This window comes from Pseudoalteromonas sp. SIMBA_162, from assembly GCF_046535955.1.
GTDB classification, from domain to species: domain Bacteria; phylum Pseudomonadota; class Gammaproteobacteria; order Enterobacterales; family Alteromonadaceae; genus Pseudoalteromonas; species Pseudoalteromonas marina.
On sequence record NZ_JAWJBQ010000002.1, the window covers coordinates 106,530 to 123,997 of the forward strand.

14 protein-coding genes are annotated in these 17,468 nt (G+C 36.7%); 10 read left to right on the plus strand and 4 right to left on the minus strand.

Annotated elements, in window-relative coordinates:
- Nucleotides 1–57: 57 nt before the first annotated feature.
- Complete coding sequence (locus R0J88_RS02165; RefSeq protein WP_410899019.1) at nucleotides 58–4,524, plus strand: EAL domain-containing protein; 4,467 nt, start codon at nucleotides 58–60, stop codon at nucleotides 4,522–4,524.
- A gap of 329 nt (nucleotides 4,525–4,853) precedes the next feature.
- Here R0J88_RS02165 and R0J88_RS02170 read toward each other — a convergent pair whose 3' ends face one another.
- The gene (locus R0J88_RS02170) at nucleotides 4,854–5,747 is read right to left on the minus strand and encodes a cation diffusion facilitator family transporter (RefSeq protein WP_410898923.1); all 894 of its coding nucleotides are present in this window, start codon (nucleotides 5,745–5,747) and stop codon (nucleotides 4,854–4,856) included.
- A gap of 217 nt (nucleotides 5,748–5,964) precedes the next feature.
- On the opposite strand from R0J88_RS02170, the gene R0J88_RS02175 reads away from it, so the two are divergent.
- The 3 genes from R0J88_RS02175 to R0J88_RS02185 all read left to right on the plus strand — a co-directional run bounded on the left by R0J88_RS02175 (nucleotide 5,965) and on the right by R0J88_RS02185 (nucleotide 8,956).
- Nucleotides 5,965–7,407 (plus strand): GGDEF domain-containing protein, encoded by a 1,443-nt coding sequence (locus R0J88_RS02175; protein ID WP_410898924.1) that lies wholly within the window; start codon nucleotides 5,965–5,967, stop codon nucleotides 7,405–7,407.
- Between the two features lie 119 nt (nucleotides 7,408–7,526).
- Nucleotides 7,527–8,480, plus strand: coding sequence for a slipin family protein (locus R0J88_RS02180; protein WP_006791622.1), 954 nt, complete (start codon nucleotides 7,527–7,529; stop codon nucleotides 8,478–8,480).
- A gap of 17 nt (nucleotides 8,481–8,497) precedes the next feature.
- Complete coding sequence (locus R0J88_RS02185) at nucleotides 8,498–8,956, plus strand: NfeD family protein (RefSeq protein ID WP_305472227.1); 459 nt, start codon at nucleotides 8,498–8,500, stop codon at nucleotides 8,954–8,956.
- Nucleotides 8,957–8,968: 12 nt separating this feature from the next.
- Here R0J88_RS02185 and R0J88_RS02190 read toward each other — a convergent pair whose 3' ends face one another.
- Nucleotides 8,969–9,841 carry an SMP-30/gluconolactonase/LRE family protein gene (locus tag R0J88_RS02190; RefSeq protein WP_410898925.1) on the minus strand — a complete coding sequence of 291 codons (873 nt, stop codon included), beginning with the start codon at nucleotides 9,839–9,841 and terminating at the stop codon, nucleotides 8,969–8,971.
- Nucleotides 9,842–10,324: 483 nt separating this feature from the next.
- Here R0J88_RS02190 and R0J88_RS02195 point away from each other — a divergent pair, with 483 nt between their 5' ends.
- The 4 genes from R0J88_RS02195 to R0J88_RS02210 all read left to right on the plus strand — a co-directional run bounded on the left by R0J88_RS02195 (nucleotide 10,325) and on the right by R0J88_RS02210 (nucleotide 13,911).
- On the plus strand, nucleotides 10,325–11,164 hold the full coding sequence (locus R0J88_RS02195; RefSeq protein ID WP_008129729.1) for a patatin family protein: 840 nt from the start codon (nucleotides 10,325–10,327) through the stop codon (nucleotides 11,162–11,164).
- Nucleotides 11,165–11,222: 58 nt separating this feature from the next.
- Nucleotides 11,223–11,444 (plus strand): hypothetical protein, encoded by a 222-nt coding sequence (locus tag R0J88_RS02200; protein WP_006791618.1) that lies wholly within the window; start codon nucleotides 11,223–11,225, stop codon nucleotides 11,442–11,444.
- A gap of 161 nt (nucleotides 11,445–11,605) precedes the next feature.
- Entirely contained in the window at nucleotides 11,606–13,633 is a 2,028-nt protein-coding gene (locus R0J88_RS02205) for an ATP-binding protein (RefSeq protein WP_410898926.1), read from the plus strand.
- A gap of 32 nt (nucleotides 13,634–13,665) precedes the next feature.
- Nucleotides 13,666–13,911 carry a hypothetical protein gene (locus tag R0J88_RS02210; protein ID WP_410898927.1) on the plus strand — a complete coding sequence of 82 codons (246 nt, stop codon included), beginning with the start codon at nucleotides 13,666–13,668 and terminating at the stop codon, nucleotides 13,909–13,911.
- Nucleotides 13,912–14,025: 114 nt separating this feature from the next.
- On the opposite strand, the gene ahpF is transcribed toward R0J88_RS02210, so the two are convergent.
- Nucleotides 14,026–15,609 (minus strand): alkyl hydroperoxide reductase subunit F, encoded by a 1,584-nt coding sequence (gene ahpF, locus R0J88_RS02215; RefSeq protein ID WP_243533924.1) that lies wholly within the window; start codon nucleotides 15,607–15,609, stop codon nucleotides 14,026–14,028.
- 153 nt (nucleotides 15,610–15,762) lie between these two features.
- Nucleotides 15,763–16,332, minus strand: coding sequence for an alkyl hydroperoxide reductase subunit C (gene ahpC / locus R0J88_RS02220; protein WP_004587118.1), 570 nt, complete (start codon nucleotides 16,330–16,332; stop codon nucleotides 15,763–15,765).
- A gap of 264 nt (nucleotides 16,333–16,596) precedes the next feature.
- Here ahpC and R0J88_RS02225 point away from each other — a divergent pair, with 264 nt between their 5' ends.
- Both R0J88_RS02225 and R0J88_RS02230 read left to right on the plus strand, forming a co-directional pair.
- Nucleotides 16,597–17,016 (plus strand): DUF3429 domain-containing protein, encoded by a 420-nt coding sequence (locus R0J88_RS02225; protein WP_058429860.1) that lies wholly within the window; start codon nucleotides 16,597–16,599, stop codon nucleotides 17,014–17,016.
- A gap of 67 nt (nucleotides 17,017–17,083) precedes the next feature.
- Nucleotides 17,084–17,467, plus strand: coding sequence for a hypothetical protein (locus R0J88_RS02230; protein ID WP_006791613.1), 384 nt, complete (start codon nucleotides 17,084–17,086; stop codon nucleotides 17,465–17,467).
- Nucleotide 17,468: the final 1 nt, after the last annotated feature.

The following is a 17,468-nucleotide window of genomic DNA, read 5'->3' on the forward strand; positions in this document are numbered from 1 at the left end:
TTTGGAGATCGGTCATCAGTGCCAATAAGTAAATTTTGCCTTTTTTTTCTATTTATAATGTTGTGTATTCCTCATGCATTTGCATCGCAAAATTATGCCCAACAGCTACAGCGTCTTTCTACTGATGAAGGTCTTTCACAAAATTACGTTGTAAAAATACAAGAAGATGAGATTGGCTACATTTGGATTGCAACGCAACAAGGACTAAATAGGTTTGATGGCTATAACGTTGAAACATTCGACGGTGGTTTTGAGTTAGACAAACATTACATTTTTACAGTACTAAAAACACAAGACGGTAAGTTACTTGTTTCTACTGATATAGCTGGGGCATACCTAATAGATCCACTAACCCTTAAAACAGAAAAAATTTACTCTGGTCAGCTCGATAAAGAAAAACAGATTTATTCACCTGTTGAAGCAATGGCTGAAAAAAACGAACTTTATTACTTAGCAATTGATAACCAAATAGTCACTTACAACAAAATCACTGGAGCTTTTACACAAACAGCCGCTTTAGCTGAAAAAACTTCGTTTATTCGCGCTTTAACACTACACAATAATACACTTTTCATTGGTGCCAATAATGGGCTATATGCGTTCAACCTTGTAAGTAATCAGCTTACAGAAATACCACTTCACTCTGCCGAAAAAACAACAATAGACAACATCAATGTAAAGTTTTTACAGGTAGATAAAGAGCTTGGCCTTCTAGTTGGCACGGTAGAAGGGCTGTATAAGTTCGCATTTTCAGAAGATAACCTTGTACTCAGCTCTAAAATAACGACGCTTATTCCCGATCTTAATATCTGGGATTACATTAATTCTGACCAAGGTGAGTTTGTAGCAACAGAAAAAGGGTTATATAGTTTTAGCCGGGTAAACGGCGAAATAGAGTTCATATTAAATTATGAAAAAAGTAAATTTAATATAAACGATAACTCAATTGACGATTTAACAATAAGCAAAACAGGAGTACTTTGGTTATCATCAAGAAGCCAAGGGGTATTCACGTGGCCCATTAATACAAGACGATTTAAAAATATTAAGTTGCCCGTCAATAATACAATAAACAAAATTCACGAAGACGAAGATAATACTATTTGGTTTGGTACAAACGATGGCCTAGCTCAATACAACCCTAAAACAAAAACTACACGTACTTTTTTAAACTCAACCGACGCTAAAGCAGTGTTTGGTTCGTCAGCAGTTTATGATATTTTTGCTTCCTCTCTTGGAAACAACCAATATTTATGGCTATATTCTTACAATGGGTTTGAATTGTTTGATAAAAATAGTAAGCAATTAGTATCAAATTTAAGTACTAATAACGATTTACTTACTCAACCTACTGTTTTCGGTTTTGCCAAAATTGGCACTCATCAATATGCATTTGCAAACGACAAAAACTTTTACCTATTTAACGAAAAAACAGGTGATATAAGGGTTATTGAAGGACTTAAAAACTTTCTAGACCCGATATATGCCTATGTGTTCCTTCCGCCAATAGAAACACACCCAAATGAACTTTTAATTAGTATGACCAACAGCCTATATAGGTATAACGAGTCAACACAAAGCTTAAACCAAATATTTCAGTCATCAAAGAATAGAGACGACATCTATTACACTGTAGATAATTATTACCTTGACTTAAAAAGAAATGTTTTATGGCTTGCAACTACTTATGAAGGCTTGATTGGCATAGACCCACAAACCTATGAACGTAAACATTCTATGGGGCTCAAAAGCTCTTTAAATTCTAATTCAATTTTGTCTTTAGTGCCTGAAGAAAACAAGTATCTTTGGGCAAGCTCTGAGAATGGACTCTACAAGATAAACCTCAACACACTTAATGTTACAAGTTTTTCTGTTAAAGATGGTTTAAGCACCAATAAATTTACAGACTACACACAAAGAAAATTGAATAACGGGCAAATAATATTAGGTAGTAATGCTGGCGCGCTTCTTTTTAATCCTGCTGATTTCAATACAAAAGCAACAACTAAAAAAGATAAATTAGCAATTACAGATGTCAGTCTATTGACAAGAGAATTACCTTTTTCACCTCTTGCATACAGTAATCAACCACTCAAATTGAGCCATGATGATATGGGGTTAACGGTAAGGTTTTCTGACTTTTCTTACCCAGATACAAATAAAACGTTATATGATGTGGTTCTTGATGGCCCAACATCACTTACCTATGACAACTTAAAATCAAATCAGGTGTTTTTTACTAAACTTCAACCAGGAAGCTACTCTCTCACTATCAACGCTCATTTTAAAGATGGTGTAATTAAAGCCCCACCAGTTAAGCTGAGCATGAATGTAGCCTATGCTCCTTGGAAGTCACCCTTTGCGATATTCACATATATTATAGTTATGTTAAGCCTCTTCGCTTTATTTTTCTGGCAATACCGTAACCGCCAAAATGTTATTCAACAAGCGCATACAGACACTATAAATTCGAAAAAACAAACAGAGCTCGCTCTTAAAAATAATAAAAGTGGAATATGGGATTTTCGATTTAAAGATGGTTCTGTAAATACCTTACGCGGCATAGAACTGGGTTATGAGAACCTTGAAGAACGAGTATCGATAGAGCTGTTTTATTCTATTATACACCCTGACGATAAGCGTCGATTTGAAACCAAATGGCAAGGCTTTATAAGCAAAAAAAGTAAAAATAAAAATTGGCAATTAACATATCGTCTCCGCCATAAAAATGGGCAGTGGTTGTGGTATCAAGACACTGGCCAAATAATTTTTGACACTCAAACAGGCAAACCTTTGTATGTATCTGGTATTTATACCAATATTACAGAGCAGCGTGCCAATGAAGAACAAGCCAAAATACTAGGTGAAGCATTTAGCCAAATAAACGATTGGTTACTGATTTTAGACGATCATTTAATGCCATTTTCAGCAAATAATAGTTTTATAAGAACGTTCTCTGATTCAGAGGAATTTACAAATATTAGCCCGAAACTATTTATAAAGTCTATTGGTAAAGAAAACTGTAAAGAGTTCGCAAAAATACTTAAAAAATTGCAACCAACTGAAAACTGGCATATTGATACGTTAATAAAAACAGCTAAAAGCAGTAAGCACCCAGTGCATATTAATGTGACTGCTGTAGCAAAAAGTACAACAGAAGTAAGCTACTATGTAATTGTTATTTCTGACCTAACAGAGCAAAAAAGAGCTGAAAATGAGCTGCGTTATTTGGCTAATTACGACGCACTAACAAAGCTACCAAATCGTAGTTTAATGTATCAAGAAATTGAGGAAGCCATTAAACAAGCCGAAAGTTCAAATACACATTGCGCACTCTTATTTATAGACTTAGATAAGTTTAAACCAGTAAATGACTCTTTTGGTCATGCTGTAGGTGACAAGCTTCTTTGTAATATTACTGAACGGGTGGGTAATATCCTTAACGAAAATGCACAGCTTGGCCGTCAAAGTGGAGATGAGTTTTTAGTTCTGATTAAAAATGTAGAATCTCAGGACTCATTAAAAGAAACAGTTATGCTAATTAGTAAAGAATTAGCAAATAAAGTGATGATTGAAGACTTTGCGATTAATATTTCTGCCAGTATAGGCGTTGCTTTGTACCCATTTGATGCAATAACAACCGACATTTTAATTCGTAACGCAGACGTCGCTATGATGCAAGCAAAGCAAAATGGCAGGAATGGTTTTAGCTTCTTTAGCGATGAAATGAACGAACAAATAAAACAAAAGCTAATGCTCGAAAATGATTTAAAAGATGCAGTAAAAGCCGACTTATTTTTTAATCATTATCAGCCAATTGTTGATATTGAAGCAAGAACAATAAATGGTGTAGAGCTACTAATGCGCTGGAAAAACAAAGAGCAATTTGTTTCACCCGCAGTGTTTATTCCAATTTCAGAAGAAACCGGTTTAATCGAGCGCTTAACTGAGTTAGCCCTTAAACGCGCACTTATTGAATTAGCGCCACTACTGAATGACAATCCATTATTTTATATTTCCTTAAACCTATCACCAAAACATATTTTAAAGGAGAATATAACCGAACGTTTACAATGCATACTAGCAGACGCGGGTATTCTGCCAAAGCAACTGAGGCTCGAAATTACAGAGACTATATTGCTTGAAGATAAACTGAAAGCTGCTAAGCAGTTACAAAAATTAAAAGCAGCAGGATTTAAATTATTGCTTGATGACTTTGGTACAGGCTATTCATCGCTGACTTACTTAAGCCAATTCCCAATTAACGTTATAAAGATAGATCAAAGTTTTGTAAATAGTATTGGTGAGGACAAAGGAGACGAGTCAATTATTAAAACTATTATTTCTTTAGCTGAAAATTTAAACTTATATTGTATTGCCGAAGGCGTTGAAAATCGTGACCAAATGGAGTTTTTAGTTAACGCTGGTTGCCATGTGCTTCAAGGATACTACCTTGCAAAACCAATGAGCGCTGAAGCACTTAATGAAAATAGTTGTTTTAGAAAAATTATTGAGCTTATTTGAAGCAACTAGCAAGGCATTAGAGCCCCCATCCACTAACACACAGTTCTAATGACCTTTGTGGGTTAGTGTTTGTTAAAACTTAAAGCGGTTTAATCGCAGCACCAGGTTGGCTACTACTCCTGCACTACTCTTCAGCCTTTACACGGTGTAACAGTAAACCAAAGCCGAGCAACAAGAATTAAACTGCCCCGGGAGATTCCTTTGGGGCCGCGTCTGCTTGCATTAATTCTGCGTTATCAACTATTTGTGAAGGTACACACCTTATGTGCACTGTCTTGCCTAAGCACCATGTAGGCCGTTGGAATTTAACTTTGAAAGGTTAATAAACTCTAGTGAATATGATGGCATTCATGGCTTTCAATTTGCAGTACGCTACTCGTTACTCTAAACCTTTCAGCAAGCAGATTCTCTACCTTTAAGCGACATGCTTCGTCATGCTTTTCAATAGTACAGTGCTTTTTGAGTACCACATGAGCCCCCACCACTAGGCCATCGTAATTACGTGTTACAGTTACATTATGTACGTTATGTACGTGTTCTATGCTTGTGATTTCGCTTTCAATATCTGTTACCTTGGGAAGTTTTGCTTTATTTAAACGCAAACCTTTAATACAACTTATAATTACTTTAATGCCCGTAAACAATACAAACGACGCTATAAGCATACTCGATAAAATATCGATGACCGCAAGGCCTGTGAAATATATTAGTACACCAGCAACAAAAGTGGACACAGTAGAAATCAAATCAAAAAACGAATGTAAGAACACGGCATAAACATTAATGCTTGCTTTTCGCCCCTTGTATAATACCCAAGCAGCGGCACCGTGGAACAAAAAGCCTAGCCCCGCAATTACCGACATTAAGTAACTATTTATCTCAAGTTCGTTACCTTCATGCTGATGAATAAATCGCTCCCCACCTTCATATAGAATCACCAAACTAATTGCGAGATATAAAATGCCATTAATAAGCCCACCCATTAACTCAGCCCGTTGATAGCCATCATTGAAAGTTTTAGCTAAGTGAATAGCAAAACTTGAAGCAATTAAGGCAATAAATAGCGAACTATTATGCACAAACAAATGTCCTGCATCAGCTAATACAGCAAGCGAATTAGCATAATACGCGCCAATTACTTGTATGATCATAAATGAGCATGTTATTGCAAGCGCAATGAGTAAGCGCCTACGAGAAGCTTGGTGTGTTGTAATTTCGGTCATGAAATACTTGGATTACCTATACTTAAAATGCAAGTAAGCCGCTAAAGGCTCACTGAAGAAAGGAGTAATGATATACAGTATCAATTATAATGCGTGACTCACATAAACGCACTAAAAAAGTTAGTAATATCAACAAAACTGTACTAAAACTATATTATAAGAATAAAAATCAATCGGATATGTCCTATCTTTTATAGAAAATGAGGTAACTTAAACGTTGAACTCGATTAAAGAGATCTGGAGTACATTAAAGTGTCTCCCTTTTGCTGTTTTGGTCCACGACTCAAAAACACGCAACTACAAAGCGAACGAATCCGCGTTAAACCTGTTTAATTTAAAGCAGCATTCTGACTTGAATGAAAATCACTTTGGTCACATAAAGCTAATAAGCCCTTTAAGTAAAAAAACTTTATTATTACAGAACCTTTTTGATGTTTATCTTATACCTAATGTTCAAAATAAAGTGGTGCTTGAAGTAGATCAAACAGCCTTCTTACTGAACATTAAATTTGCCAATATTACCGAGACCGTTTCAATGATCACCTTTGAAATAGAAAAACAAACAATTGATGAACAATATAACTTTGATGTTGTTATATCGAATATATCAGCCGATCTCATTGATATTCAAAACGATGATGTAGATAAACATATTAATTATGCATTAAAAGCAATTGGCACTGTATGCCATGCAGATCGCAGCTATTTATTTAAATTTAACGATGAAAATACGCAAATGAGTAATACTCATGAGTGGGTAAATACGGGAATAACACCATTCAAAGATTCACTACAAAATATTCCTAAAAGCGAACTTCCCTACTTTTTTAAATTAATGAACGACACTTACCTTTTTAAAGTAAATGATGTTGCGGATTTACCAGCCTCTGCAGGTGGTGAAAAAAAAGAATTTGAACTACAAAAAATCAAATCAGTAATGTGCATTGGCTTAAGCTACGAAAAAGAGCTTGTTGGTTTTATTGGTTGCGATTGTGTAGCAGTAAAACGTGAATGGACAAACCTTGATTTAATCAGAATAAAATTAGTGGGTGAAATACTAACCAACGCGTTCAAAAATATAAACTATAAACAAAAATTAGAACTTACTCAGCAGCAACTTATCACAGCCAATCAACAATTAAGTGAGCTGGTAAATACAGACGGCTTGACTAACATAGCTAATCGTCGATGCTTTGATCAAACTATAGATGACGAAATACAAAGATGCGTTCGTTACCAACAACCCATTAGTTTACTTATTTGCGACATCGACTTTTTTAAAAAATACAACGATAGTTATGGTCATCAAAAAGGGGATGAGGCATTAAAACAAGTTGCTGAAACACTGCAAAATTTATGTAAGCGCCCCGGCGATCTAGCAGCTCGATATGGTGGTGAAGAATTTGCACTTATTTTACCCTGTACCAATACTGATAATGCATATTGCTTTTCCACTCTAATTCAAAAAGAAATAGCCAAGTTGGGCATAGAGCATAAATATTCAGAAGTAAGTGATATGCTTACTTTAAGTATTGGTTTTTATAGCCTAATTCCTAACACAAAAACAATAGCAGAAGACATTATTGCAAAAGCAGACGCTGCTCTTTATAACGCTAAAGAAACTGGTCGAAATAAAATTTCCGAGAGCCCCCCTCGATAATATGTACTTCTTAAGTGCCCACTTTTTGTAGGTAATTACATTGAAAAGTGGTAGTCTTTATTAGTTTAAAATTAAAACAATACACCATTTTATGATTAATTATTATAAGGAATATTTAAATGGATCCAGTGTCACAAATCCTCGATGTCGTATTTACCGTTGAGGCATTTTTACTCATATTTGTTATTGTGCTTCTAAAAAGCAGTGTTAAATTTGTCCCTCAAAATAGAGCTTGGCTAATTGAACGTTTTGGTAAATACCAATCAACCAAAGAAGCCGGCCTTAATTTTATTATTCCGTTTATCGATAGAATATCTGCCGACCGCAGCTTAAAAGAACAGGCCCAAGATGTTCCATCTCAATCAGCTATAACAAAAGATAACATCTCGTTAATTGTAGATGGCGTATTGTACTTTCGAGTATTAGACCCGTACAAAGCTACCTATGGTGTTGACGATTATACATTTGCAGTTGTTCAGCTTTCGCAAACAACAATGCGCTCAGAGCTTGGTAAAATGGAGCTAGATAAAACTTTTGAAGAGCGTGACCTACTAAACACAAATATAGTAGCTGCAATAAACCAGGCATCTGAGCCATGGGGTATTCAAGTACTGCGTTACGAAATTAAAGATATTGTGCCACCGAACTCGATTATGGAAGCTATGGAAGCACAAATGAAGGCTGAGCGTGTAAAACGTGCTCAAATTTTAGAGTCTGAAGGTGACCGTCAAGCAAATATAAATGTCGCTGAAGGTAAAAAGCAAGCACAAGTGCTTGCTGCAGAAGCAGATAAAGCTGAGCAAATTTTACGTGCGGAAGGTGAAGCTACCGCAATTACAACCGTCGCTGAAGCACAAGCCAATGCACTATTAAAAGTCGGTGAAGCCGCTGATACAGAGCAAGGGCAAAAAGCGATTCAACTTGATTTAGCAACTAAAGCCATTTCGGCTAAAGAAGCCATTGCACGTGAATCATCTGTTGTTCTTCTCCCTGACAACGCAACAGATGCAAGCTCAATGGTTGCGCAAGGCATGGCAATCATTAATAGTTTAAACAAGCAAAATAAAGGTTAACACCTAAAGAGGTTTGTATGGATTTTATTATGCAAAATTTACCACAAGCACTTATGGTGCTTGGTATAATTGCCTTAATAATAGAAGTAGCCGTGCTGGGTCTCTCTACTATTATTCTATTATTTTTTGGCTTATCACTACTGATAACTGGTTTTTCAATGAGCATAGGAATATTGCCTGACTCATTAACAACTGCACTATGGAGTAACACAGTGGTAACGGCTATTTTAGCCATTGGCCTGTGGAAACCTCTAAAAAAAATGCAAAACCGTGTGGATACAAAGCCCGTAACAAACGATTTTGCAGAGCTTACGTTTACTCTAGATAACGATGTTACCGAGCAAGGGTTAACTACTTATAATTATTCAGGTATTAGCTGGAAATTAAAAAGTGAGGAAGCAATTACTGCAGGCACTCGCGTATACGTTATGAAAAAAGATGTTGGTGTAATGTGGGTCAAACCGGTTTCACAGTAATTTGTAAGCTAATTATAAAATAACGGGTGGCTCGAGTTGCCCGTTTTTTATCCCGCTAATTTTAAGTGTCGTCCCTTGTATATTTTGTAAGTCCTTATTAGAGTCGCATAATGCTGAAGTCACAAATAGCAGCTCACCTTGTTTGCCGCCAAATGCTGTACATGTAGGATTGAGGTTATTTACTTTTATTGTATGAATTACTTCTGCATCAGGCGATAAACACATAATACAGCCCATTCCCCATACCGCTAACCACAAGTTACCAATACTGTCGATTACGCAACCATCGGGATCTACATCGGTGTTATTAAATTGATAGAATACCTTCGCTGTGCCAGCAACTTCACCTGTATTAACATCAAGGTCAAGAACGTAAAGACAGCTTGTAAAAGAGTCACAATAGTATCCACGAGAGCGAGCTTTATCAAAACACAAACCATTAGGAATGGTTAAATCAGTCACAATGCAATCTAGCTTTTTATTGTAATAGCGGTATATCTTGCCCTGCCCTTTTTCGGCAGTCTTATCCATTGTACTTAACCAAAAACCACCCCAGGGATCGGCACGCCCATCGTTTGAGCGCCTATTCGAGTCACCACTTTCAAGTTCCTTAATTAACTGAGGTATTTTACGCTTTATATGATAACGGTAAATTCCAGATTCAGTTCCTAAAATTAAATGCTCTTTATCTTGCCAAGCTATAGCTGTCACTATAAAAGGCATTTCAACCGAGTAAGCATTTGCTGGTTCATCGAGTGAGCAACAAAATAACAGTTTTTCATTGATATCAACCCAAAAGAGTGTTGCCAACATTGGGTGCCATAGCGGACTTTCGCCAAGCTGATTTTGCGTATTATTAAATAAGGTGATTTTAAAATCGCTCATTTTAGAGTTTATTTACCTTGTAGGAGCAAACTATGACCTTAGTACAATTAATCGCAGCACAAGGTTCTTAAATAACGGGCTCGATAGCGACAACGGCTAAATCATACTGACTTACATTCGCGATATAATAACTATAAACTTGTCAATTTATGCAAAAATATTGACGCGTATTATCCATCTTAATGTTGCAGTATCAGTAACCCGTTTAAGGTTTATTATTAACATAAGCTTAAAGCCTAACATTAACAAAAAATATAACTCAGTGCGATGTAATTACAGCCATAAAATTTCTAAAAATAGTATGCCGATTAATTAATATATTAACTACCAACATATTTATTAAATTAAATGTCTGATTTATTGCTTTTTTAATATTGAATTAACTTTTAATAGGAATGCAACTTATTGATAGTATGTGTTTTATAAGTCGCCCTCACTCGCCATAGTTGGTAACATAAAGTCAGATTAAAAGGAGTTACAATTATGGCTAAAAATATAAAACATGCACTTGTAGTCGAAGGTGGCGCAATGCGCGGTATATTTGCTGCAGGTGTCCTTGATGAATTTTTATCACAAAATCATCAGCCCTTTGATTGTTACTTTGGCGTTTCTGCAGGAGCAACAAATGTAGCTGCATTCTTATGTAAGCAACCCATGCGAAACTACAAAGTGATAACAGATTATTCATGTAGGCCGGAGTTTATTAATCTGGCTCGGTTTTTAAAAGGTGGTCACTTATTTGACCTTGATTGGTTATGGGAAGAAACTATTCGTGAAATTCGTCTACAAACCGAAATATTTGAGCAAAACCCACAACCGTTTTATATTGTTACTACCGCTATAGATTCAGGTAAAGCCTATTATTTAGAAGCAACAAACGACAATATGGTTGAGCAATTAAAAGCATCCTGCGCAATTCCTATTGCATATCGTGATTACCCGATTATAAATAACACACCTATGACGGATGGTGGAGTTGCAGACTCTATTCCTGTTATCAAGGCGTATGAAATGGGGGCGCGCGAAATAACGGTTATCTTGTCACGTTCACGAGGGTACAAAAAAAAAGCGACAAAAACGTCTTGGCTCACTAAACAAATTTATAAGGGCTATCCTGCACTCATAAATGCAGCATTAAATAGAGCTGACGTTTATAATAAAAGTATCGATTTTATAGAAAACCCACCCAGCGATTGTATAGTTAATATTATTGCACCACCAAAGCACTTTAAAGTGGGCAGAACCACTAAATCGTTTAATATTTTAAATAAAGGATACCAAATGGGCATAACTGAAGCGCGTGCTCACTTGCAAGCACCCTAAAATAAACAATTAAAGAAAATACTTTAACCGCCGATATTAATTTAGTCAGGAGAAAAATATGAGTGAAAAAATAAATGACGATGCACTTCATGCTCTTAAAATAGCGTTTACATATATGCCAAAAGCTATTGAAGTGACTAAATATGAATATGGTGAGCGTTATCAAACGGTCCTTGATCATATAGAAGCCGTAAGAGAAACACTGCTGATAAACGATGTTGATCCAGAAGAAGTTGATGGAGATATCAACCCAGAGTACACACCTAACTCAACATACTAGATTAAATAACGTGCACACAGATACGCTAAATCTATATTTTAATCAAATCGTGTTTTTATGTATTTAGTTGCCGAGATAGTAATAGCTTTTTATCACTTTTTAACGTTATTCTAAGCTTGCTAAATAAAGTTTTAAAAAATTAATACCATAGGGTTTTTCTATTGAATTTTCTTAGGCAATTTCACGACATAGTCTCTGATCAAAGTTTATCATTTGACAACAAAACGCAAAAGCTATTAACGTTTGGGCTTAACGTTTTTAATCTTGATTTAGCTATTATCAGTAAGGTTGAAGACCAGTGTTACACTGTTTTATATGCGGTTACCCCTAACAACGATCTTGCTATAGGTACACAATTTGACCTAGAAGGTACTTACTGCACACACACCCTCAAAGCAGGCTCAGCCCTCGCATTTCACAATGTATCTCAGAGCGAAATTGCAGACCACCCTTGCTTTGCTAATTTCCAACTGGAATCCTACATTGGTGCTCCTATTAAAATAGGTAATGAAGTGTTTGGAACCGTTAACTTTTCTTCTGCTGATTCATCGCCTGTTTTTACAGACCAAGCCTATGATTATATAGAATTATTTGCACAATGGTTAGGTGCGGAATTTGCCAGAAACCAAACAAAAGATCGCCTAATAAAAAATAGTAATAGCCTTGTTAAGCTTGAAAGCGTTGCGAATATAGGAACTTGGGAAGTTGATATTGCCCACAATAAAATTTATTGGAGCAAACAAACTAAGCTTATTCATGAAGTTGATGAAAACTATCAACCTCTTATGGAAACAGCAATTAACTTCTATAAAGAGGGATCTAGCAGAGAAAATATTACCAAAGCAGTAGAGTTAGCCGTTAGCAAAGGCGAAAAGTGGAATTTAGACCTTGAAATTGTTACTGCAAAAAATAACAACATTTGGGTATCGACCTTTGGAGAAGCTGAATTTGAAGGCGACACCTGCGTAAGGTTATTTGGCACGTTTCAAGATGTAACAGAGTCGATGACTCTTCGTGAAGAACTTAAAAGCAAAAAAGCAGAGGCTGAACGCTTACTTTTTGATAGAAGCATGCTTTTTGCAAAAATTAGCCATGAACTCAGAACGCCACTCAATGGTATTACAGGCATGCTCACCAACTTGATAGATGAGCATGATGAACAAAAAAGAACAGAAAAAATTAAAGTTGCGCTACGCAGCTCAGACATATTATTGAATATTATTAATGAGGTTCTTGATTTCTCAAAAATTAATCATGGCGAGCTTAAGCTTGAACCAAACAATGTTTTATTAAAAACTGTTTTCACTGACCTTGTTTCACTTTATACCCCTTTATTTACTGAAAAGCGTGTCGCACTTGAAGTGAAAAATGAAATTAATGACGATTGCTGGGCCTTTTTCGACAACACGCGCCTAAGCCAAATTACCTCCAATTTACTCAGTAATGCATTAAAGTTTACAGAAAAAGGTAGTGTAAAGCTGGACACGTTTTTAACCAATATTGACGACGCTTTGTCACTCACTATTACCGTGACTGACTCAGGCAGAGGGATGACTCCTGAATTTCTTAAATCGCTATTTTCACCATTTACGCAAGAAGTCGATGCTAAAAATACAAAAGGCGGTACAGGTCTAGGCTTAGCAATTGTAAAAGAACTTGTTCAGTACATGGGCGGTAAAATTGAAGTCAGTAGCGAAATTAATAAAGGCTCTACATTTTCAGTTTATATCCCTATAACCCGAGGTGAAGAGCAAGCACTTGAAAATAAACCGCTCGCTAACATTGATTTAAACACAAGCGAGTTATCTGTGCTTGTTGTTGATGACAACGACATCAATAGATTAGTGCTTAACGCATCCCTAAATAAGCTTAATATACACCCCGACTTTGCGGTTGATGGTCAAGACGCTGTTTTAAAATGTAAGCAAAAGCCGTATGACCTTATTTTCATGGACTGTATTATGCCTATTTTAGACGGTTTTGAAGCAACTAAGCAGTTAAGAGAACAAAAAATTTGCCCTACTAATAAAACGTATATTGTTGCATTAACTGCTAATACATCGTCTCAAGACAAACTTGCCTGTAAACAAGCTGGCATGGATATGTTTATATCAAAACCTTTTAAAATGTACTCACTTGAGCTCGCTATCGCATCAGCAATAAAAACCGTTAAGCCAAAATTACATTAAATGTACCTGACAGTAAGTAAAAGGAAATAACAATGAAATTAATAGCTCGGACCATTTTGATTACTATTTTAGCTTTGTCACTTTATGTCGGTTATTCGTCACAGGATTGGCAGTCAATCATGGTAATTTTAATTATTAGTGGCTTTTTACTACTACTTACCTTTGTCACTACAAACTCAAAACAAGGTGCAACCACATATAATACTAGTACAAGTTACTCTGATAATAATTGCAGCGGTTCAGATTCTGGCTGTGGTGGCGGTGGCGGTGGCGATTAACCTATTTATATATGATTAATTACGCCATAAAAAAGCCGCCTTTGGAGAGGGCGGCTTGGGTTAACAAACAGCGATGGGTGTACCTTGCTGTTATATCAAGAGAAGTTTTGCACGTTAAGCAGCTGTTTTGTCTTGCTCGCTTTCTTCGCTGTTGCGAATTAAGTAATCAAAAGCACCTAAACTTGCTGTTGCACCACTGCCCATGGCAATAATAATTTGCTTAAATGGGGTATTTGTTGCATCACCTGCGCCATAAACACCCGGTAATGAAGTAGCACCTTTTGCATCAATTAATATTTCACCAAATTTACTTAGCGCTAAGTCACTAATTTTTAACCACTCAGTGTTAGGAATTAAGCCTATTTGTACAAAAATACCCGCTAGAGTAAGTGCCTTGCTATCACCTGATACTCGGTCTGTGTACGTGAGTCCTGTTACCTTTTTACCATCGCCAAGTACTTCTGTAGTTTGGGCGTTTTTGATAATAGTAATATTATTTAAGCTTTTCGCTTTGCGAATAAGTACTTCATCGGCGCGAAGTGTATCTGCAAACTCAAGTACCGTTACGTGCTCAACAATGTTTGCTAAATCGATTGCCGCTTCAATACCTGAGTTACCACCACCAATCACTGCTACAGGCTTACCTTTAAACAAAGGGCCATCACAATGCGGGCAGTATGCTACACCATGTCCGCGGTACTCTTGCTCACCGGGTACGTTCATTTCACGCCAGCGTGCACCGGTTGCTAAAACAAGTGATTTAGCTTTTAAAGTAGCCCCGTTCTCAAGCGTAATTTCGTATTTGTTATTAACGCGTTCAAGTCCTGCAGCACGTTGGTTATGCATTACATCAACATCGTACTCTTTAACATGCTCTTCAAGCTGTGCAACAAGTTTTGGCCCTTCAGTGGCTTTAACAGATATAAAGTTTTCAATAGCTAATGTGTCAGCAACTTGCCCACCAAAACGTTCAGCTACAACACCTGTATTTAAGCCTTTACGTGCAGAGTAAATAGCAGCTGAGGCACCCGCAGGCCCACCACCAACTACTAGTACGTCAAATTCATCTTTTTCACTCAGTGCCGCTGCTTGGCGTGCTGCACCTTTACTATCTACCTTGTTTAAAATGTCAGTTAGGCTTAATGCACCTTGGCTAAATGGTTCGCCATTTAAATAAACAGCCGGTACGGCTAAAATGTTGCGCTCTTCTACTTCCTCTTGAAATAGTGCGCCATCAATCATTGTTGCTTTAATTTTGCTATTAGTCGCGGCCATTGTATTTAGCGCCTGTACTACTTGAGGGCACGTTTGGCAGCTCAAGCTAATGTAAATTTCAAAATTAAGTTCTTGATCAAGTGATTGTATCTGTTCAATGTCTTCGCTTTTTGCTTTACTTGCATGCCCGCCAGTATGTAAAAGCGCCAACACTAAACTTGTAAATTCGTGTCCCATCGGTACGCCTGCAAACGTAATATGGGTATTTTTAACTGGTGAATGTACAACCATAGACGGGCGGCGTGCGCTGGTATCTGGGTTGTTAACTACCGTAAACTTATCGCTTAATGATGCTAAATCATTTGCTAAGCTTTCTACTTCTGTTGATTTTTTGCTGTCATCCAAGGCAATAAGCAGCTCAACAGGTTGAGTAAGCGATTCGAAATGGCTTTTTAATTGATTTTTAATGTTGTTATCTAACATGGCTTAACCCTTTTTAGGAAAATTTAAACAGCAAGCCTCTCATGCCAATAAATGCATGTGCTTAATTACAATATTGAGATAGGAGGCACCAATAAACGAATATTTATTGGTTTAAGGGCAGTTACCTGCCCTTACAGTTGAGGTAATCTATACTTAGATTTTACCAACTAGGTCTAGTGAAGGAGCAAGTGTGTCCTCACCTGGCTGCCAAGATGCTGGACAAACTTCACCGTCGTGAGTTGCAATGTATTGTGCAGCTTGTACTTTACGCACTAGCTCTTTAGCGCTACGGCCAATGCCTAAATCGTGAGTTTCAATTACTTTAATTTCACCTTCAGGGTTCATTACAAACGTACCACGAAGTGCTAGGCCATCATCTTCAATCATAACGCCAAAGCTGCGAGTAATACGGCCTGTTGGGTCGCCAATCATCGGGAATTTAATTTTACCGATTGTGTCTGACGTATCGTGCCATGCTTTATGAGTAAAATGAGTATCAGTTGATACTGAGTAAACTTCTACACCCATTTCTTGTAGTTGCTCGTAGTAATCAGCAACATCGCCAAGTTCAGTAGGACATACAAATGTGAAATCTGCTGGGTAAAAGAAGAAGATTGACCACTTACCAAGTACATCTTTTTCAGATACTTCTACAAAATCACCATTGTGGTATGCAGTTGCGTTAAAAGGTTGAATTTTTGTGTTGATTAATGAAGTGCTCATAGTATTCCTCATTTATATTTAATTTATTAATTTAAGTTACCAAGCAAAGCGAGATTTGTTGGCTAACCTTGCTGGCTTGATTAATACAATAAGCCCATCGATAAATTAAATAAAATTGATTGTTTAGATTAAAACAATCGATTTTTAGGATGAAACTAAATAATAACTAGATTCGTAGTTAATTTATTGCAATTTATCGGTTTGCGCGCGTAAGGCTGATACAATTGCCTCGCTTACTATTAAAAATACTCAGGGCACACTGTTATGAACAAGTTTATCAATCACATCCAATTAGGCTATCTTGGCCTAATACCATTTCTAGCCTGTTTAGCGTGGCCGCTGATGCTCGGTAGTAACAGTGTTAACTTAGAGTTTTTTACGTTTTATAGCATTGCTATTCTTGCTTTTATGGCAGGTAATCTTTGGCATGCCGGCCAGCAAAGCTATGCTGATGCAATAAAAGCGGTACTACCTGTTATTCCGGTACCATTTTTAGCATTTTTACCTGTTGAATGGGTTTTAGGGTGGTTATCGCTGAGTTTTTGGCTTGTTCTACTTTTTGAAAAATCAACATCACAGTGGCAAACCTACGACAAAGACTATCAAAAAATGCGCTTTGTGCTGACGTCGGTCGTGTTTGTATGCCACATATTTATTATTGGTATGAGTATTTACCCAAAATAGTAGCTATTACCTTAAATATTGCGCGGTAATAATGTACCATCCGCGCACAGCTATTTGAGGACTCACCATGATTGACCAATTACGCCAGCAGCTTGACGAGCTTGGCGAAAACTATGTAGAAAAAAACGCCGCTTTCAAAATCAAGGTCATTCCATTTTTTTGCGCTATTAGCATTAAAAAAGATCACAAAAATGAAAACCGCCTCAACTTTTATTCAAATCAACTTATTGAGATATTTCTAGTTGTTTTGCTCATATTATTTGGCGTAACGTTATATAAAGCGGACGGTGGGTTTACAGATGGCCCACTGCATTTTGCATTTGCAATTGTAATCACTTTTAACTTAATTATTAAGCAAATAGCCATCGAAGGCCTAAAAACAAGGCTTGCTTTTGAGCGTTTAAATACGGCGAATAAGCAACTTCAAAACGTTAATAAGCAAAACACATAGC